Origin of the sequence: Methanobrevibacter sp. (assembly GCF_017410345.1) — an archaeon.
In the GTDB taxonomy this organism is placed as follows: Archaea; Methanobacteriota; Methanobacteria; order Methanobacteriales; family Methanobacteriaceae; genus Methanobrevibacter.
In genome coordinates this window covers 1-5,667 of sequence record NZ_JAFQQZ010000002.1, presented here as the reverse complement: position 1 = coordinate 5,667, position 5,667 = coordinate 1, and the positions used below count along the sequence as shown (strand labels likewise).

3 protein-coding genes are annotated in these 5,667 nt (G+C 32.6%); 1 reads left to right on the top strand and 2 read right to left on the bottom strand.

Annotation, left to right across the window (positions count from 1 at the left end; translation table 11 throughout):
* Positions 1-5: 5 nt before the first annotated feature.
* Both thiC and IJE13_RS00215 read right to left on the bottom strand, forming a co-directional pair.
* Positions 6-1,304: a phosphomethylpyrimidine synthase gene (gene thiC, locus IJE13_RS00220; RefSeq protein WP_292775625.1), complete on the bottom strand. Its 1,299-nt coding sequence runs from the start codon at positions 1,302-1,304 to the stop codon at positions 6-8.
* A 509-nt stretch (positions 1,305-1,813) separates the two neighbouring features.
* Positions 1,814-2,731 carry a carbohydrate kinase family protein gene (locus IJE13_RS00215; protein ID WP_292775622.1) on the bottom strand — a complete coding sequence of 306 codons (918 nt, stop codon included), beginning with the start codon at positions 2,729-2,731 and terminating at the stop codon, positions 1,814-1,816.
* Positions 2,732-3,228: 497 nt separating this feature from the next.
* Between IJE13_RS00215 and IJE13_RS00210 the strand changes: the two genes are divergently transcribed.
* A complete protein-coding gene (locus tag IJE13_RS00210; RefSeq protein WP_292775620.1) occupies positions 3,229-5,631 on the top strand; it encodes a hypothetical protein in 2,403 nt (800 codons plus the stop codon).
* Positions 5,632-5,667: the final 36 nt, after the last annotated feature.

Genomic DNA, 5,667 nt, shown 5'->3' with positions numbered 1-5,667 from the left:
TAAATCTATTTGATTAAGTCAGAGTCAGATTGATCTAACCATTCGTTAACGATTTTTACCGCACAGTAGTTTCCACACATGGTACATGTGTCTTCTTCTTCAGGTGGTCTTTCATCTCTTTTTGCACGTGCAGCATCTGGGAACATTGCACAGGCATATTGAGCTTCCCAATCTAATCTTTTTCTTGCTTCAGCCATAGCAAGGTCTTGTGAACCATCGATTTGACCACTAGCTAAATCTCCAGCGTAAGCACCTATTCTTGTTGCAATAACACCTTCCTTCACATCTTCAGGAGATGGTAACGCTAAGTGTTCTGCAGGAGTTACATAACAGATGAAGTCTGCTCCCGCCTTTGCAGAGGATGCTGCACCGATAGCAGATACGATGTGGTCATAGCCAGGTGCCACATCACATACAATAGGGCCTAACATATAGAAAGGAGCGTTGGAACACATTTTCTTTTGAATCATTACATTGGTTGGAATCTCATTGATAGGAATGTGACCAGGCCCTTCAATCATACATTGAACGCCAGCTTCTCTGGATCTGTCAATGAGTTCTCCTAAGATAATCAATTCTTGGATTTGAGCCCTGTCAGTTGAGTCTGCAATGGAACCTGCTCTCATACCGTTTGCAAGTGAAAGTACTACATCATGCTCTTTTGCAATTTCCAATACATAATCAAAGTTAGCGTATAATGGATTTTCCTTTTCATTTTCCACAATCCAACCAGACATGAAGGAACCTCCTCTAGAGACAAGTCCAGTTACTCTTCCTTGTCTTTTGAGTCTGGTTAAGGTTTCAATATTGATACTGCTGTGAACAGCCATGAAGTCAATACCGTCTTTTGCCTGCTTTTCGATTGCACCGAATAAGTCATCCTCATCCATGTAAATTACAGAACCATGTTCTCTAATGCTTTCAATAGCTGCTTGGTAAACAGGTACGGAACCTACTGGAAGTGGAGACATATCCAAAACTCTTCTTCTTATAACATCCAAATCTCCGCCTATACTCAATTCCATCAAACAGTCTGCACCATGATCAATAGCTATTTGCGCTTTCAATACTTCTTCATCAAAGTTTACAATGTCTGTAGAAGTTCCTACAGTTGCATTAACTTTTGTTCGGAGTCCTGCACCAATACCAGATGCTTCAATATCCCTATGTACATTGCTTGGTATTACAATTGTACCGTTTGCAACGGATCTTAAGATAAAATCTTCGCTAACTCCTTCAATCTTAGCGACATGCTTCATTTCTTCTGTCAATATGCCTTTTTTTGCATCACTAATCTGTGTCATTAATTTTTCTCCCCATAGTTTTTGATTATGCTAGATTATTATAAAATCAATATTCCTTAGAATTCTTTAATTTCCATAAATCATGTTGAGGAATTGCTAAATTTAAATTCAAATATATTTTATTAAAGTAAAGTTTAATTTAATTCTATTTGGCTTGATTTTATACTTTTATTTAATTATTTTATCCAATATAAAGATATCTATTTTTTTAGGCCTTTATTTCCAAAATAAAGCATTTATAGGGCTTTTTATCAAATAGTTTTGATATATATCAAATATATTTTATTAAATCTTAAGTATTTTTAAAAAAGGTTATGAAAATTAAAAATTAAAAAAAAGATTGCAAAAGAAATAAAATGTAATAAAATGTAATAAAATGTAATAAAAATGAAATAAAAATGAAATAAAAAATTGGAAGAAATAAATATGAAAAATGGAGTATATAAAATAAAAATAGAATTTAATATAATAAAAAAAAGAAAGATTAAAAAAATAAAAGAATGAGAATATTATTTATAAAATTCAACCATTCTATTATATGCTTCATCAAAAGTCGGCATATTTGTTTGACATCCTTGCTTTTCAACAACAAAGGATGAAACGGATGAAGCGAATTTAGCAGCTTCCTCTAAGGAAGCGCCATAAATGAGTCTAGATACGAATCCTGCCTTATATGAGTCTCCTGCACCGGTAGGATCTACAGCTGGCCTGTAAATAGACTTAACTTCTATTTTGCCCTCGTCACTGTAAATAATACTTCCTTCTGAACCGCAGGTCTTTAAGACAATCTCCGGCCCCAAATCCATCAATCCATTAACGTCCACATTTAAGGACTCTTGAATTCTTTTGATTTCATGATGATTTCCAAATAGGATATTGACATTGGAGATGACTTCCTTTAATTTATTAGGACTATACAATCCAAGGTCTTGTCCTGGATCAAATGAAACCAATCTTTCCTCTTCCTTGGCAACAATTCCTGCCTTGCAATTGAAGTGAGGGTCACCTGTTGCCAAATGAACCGCCTTGAACTCTCTTATCTTTTCTCTTGGAACCTCACTGTCATGGAACTCTTTTCCGGCGCCCATATAGAAGTAACTGATCTGGTCTTGATTATTGTTTGTCATGACAAATGCTGTTGGAGTGCTTTCCTCTTCGGATATGATTAAGGCTTCAGTGTCAACCCCTAATTTTTGCATGTTCTTATGATAAGGTGAATCAATGAATTCACATCCTACAGCAGAGATCAAACCGGTTTTCATTCCTAAGCTTGCACCAATCATAGCACCATTAGCTGCAGCACCGCCATTCAAGTTTTTCATTGTTTTCATGGGGGCTGAGTGATTGGCCATAGGAAACTCATCAACTGTGATGATATAATCCAATGCAGTATGTCCCACTGCTAATAAATCTTTTTTAATACTCAATCAAATACATCCTTTTTAGTTTTTAACTGTTAATTAATCTTTTTTTAAAATAAGAATTTTATATAATTATGGCTATATAATCTTCCCTGTTTTTATATAGTCTTAATATAAATTTCAATAAAAATTTTAAAAATATGAGACATTATTATTTTAGAATTACCACATATTTAATAATTTTTATTAACATTTGTTATATTAAAAATCTTAAAAAATTTTAGGTAATTTTCAATTTATAATGTATAATAAATTTAAATTGCGATAGCATTTGAAAACTAATATTTTTTTAAATCACCACTACCTAAAATATGCCCACCAATTTAAAAATTGTCCAATAATAAAATCTGAACAAAACTTAAAAAGAAAAATATATAATTATTAAATCTTAAATAAAAGATATGTACGAAATGAATATATTTTATATTTGATTAATGAATTTATAAAATGGGGGCTAAATTATTAGTATAACAAATAATATAAAAAGCATTTTAATCCTATTTATGAGTATTATAATAGTATTTAGCTTATTAGGTTCTATTAGTGCAGTAGAACTGTCTGATAGTGATATTAGTCAAAATATTGATGATAATATAATAAATACTATCGAATTGGAAAATGAGGATGGAAACACTGGAATAGGCAGTGCAGATGCAGAAAATATTCTAGATGAAACAGATGAAAATCAACTAAATGATGCTAGTTCAAGTAATATTTATGTTTCTGCATCTGGTGATGACTTAACTGGGGACGGAAGTCAAAATAAACCTTATAAAACAATTAAACAAGGAATTGACAATTCAAACAACCAATCCACAATCTATTTAAGTGAAGGAACCTTTGAGGAAACAGATCTTACAATAGATAAATCCTTGACTATCGAAGGTAAAAAGGACAGAACAGTTATTGATGCTAAAAATGTTGCTAGAATGTTTTATATTAATTCTGGAGCTAAATTAACATTAATAGGCTTGACTTTAATAAATGGAAACATGAGCAATAATGAAACTGGGCTTGGAGGATCCATTTATAATGATGGTGGAGCATTGGCATTAATCAACTGTACAATCAAAGACTCTTATGCAGGCTATAATGGTGGAGCAATCTATAACAATATGGGAAAACTGACCATTATCGAATCAGACATTATAAATAACACTGCAGTCCAATATGGGGGAGCAATCTACTCCGCAGGGATTACAGAGATTGAAAATTCCTATTTTACTGAAAACCACATTACTGCTGAAAAAGGTGTGGGAGGAGCTATTGCATGTGGTGGAACTGCATTTTTAAACAACACCGTTTTCTACAAGAATTATGCAATATATTCTGCAGGTGCAATACTCTCTTTAGCAAATACTACAATAAATAACTGCAGCTTTATAAATCAAACCACTGAATATACAGGTGGAGCAATCAGCAATCACAATTATATGGTCATTAACAACAGTATCTTTAGCGGAGGACACTCCAGATTCTATGCGGCAGCAATCCTTGCACCTCCAAGCGGACATCATGTCGTTACAGAAGTGTATAACACAATATTTGAAAAAAACACTGTAGGTGCACATGGAGCAGTATCAAACAATTTCCCAGATACTGAACTTAAAATGGAAAACTGTGCTCTTGTCGGCAACTATATCATTTTGGAACAAGGGGGAAAAATCTTTGGTGATGTTGCATTGGATGACAATGCAAGCTTGCTTTACTGCTGGTGGGGACAAAATGAGATAAGCCCTTACTATTACTCTCCACACAGTGATGAATATGAATCATGGAAAATTAATGCAAGCAGATGGCTGGTAATGGAATTTACATCAAGCAATGGAATAATCAAGCAGGATGTGAACAATGTCTTGAATGTTAACATAAAGCACTATTTTGATAATGAAACCAAGGAAATATGCGATTATGACAAAGACATTAACCTCCCTTTAACAGTCAGATTCGAAACAAGCACTGGAGAAACAATAGCTGAAGTCACATTGGTCAATGGAAGCGCAAGCATAAACTACATCCCGAAAAACAATGTAAAAACCGTTTATGCGAAATTAAGCAATCAGACATTTGAAATAAATGTTGTCCAAAAAAATGAATCAAAACTTATAGCAAATGACTTGAGCAAATATTATAAGGCAAATAAGGATTTGGAAATCAAATTGACTGATGGCAATAACAATCCACTTTATAACAAGGCCATTAAAGTTCTGTTGAATGGAAAAGAGTATAATTTAACAACAAACAGCAATGGAATTGTTAAAGTGCCTATAGACTTGAATCCTGGAACTTATACTGCTAAAATAATCTTTGAGGATGATGAATACAGAAACCAGAACAGAAACGTCAAGGTGACTGTCTTAAAAAATAAAACATCCATTAAAGCATCCAATTTAGTAAAATACTACAAAAACGGCACTAGCTTAAGCATAAAACTATTGGACAACAATAAAAAGGCATTGAAATCCAAAACAGTGCAGATAAAAATAGCTGGAAAAACCTATTCAAAAACAACAAACAGCAAAGGCATTGCTACTTTTGCAATTAATCAAAAAGTAGGAACATACAATGTAAAGATTGCATTCAATGGGGATAAATTTTATCAAAAATCCTCAAAAACCATTAAAGTCTATGTGAAATCTGCAAAATTAACTACTAAAACCAAAAAGATCCATAGAAATAAATATTTTGTAGCGACACTTAAAGACAAAAATGGAAAAGCAATTAAGAAAACAAAGGTCAAAATTAAATTGAATGGAAAGACTTACACTAGAACTACAAACAATAAAGGGGTAGTTAAGCTTAAAGTAAGTGTAAAAATAGGAACTTATAAGATAAAAACCAGCTTTAAATCAACAAAGCTTTATGGAGCAACTGTTTTTACAAATAAAATTAAAGTGATTAAATAAATGAATAGGAAACTATTCATTTTTTTATTTTTTTAT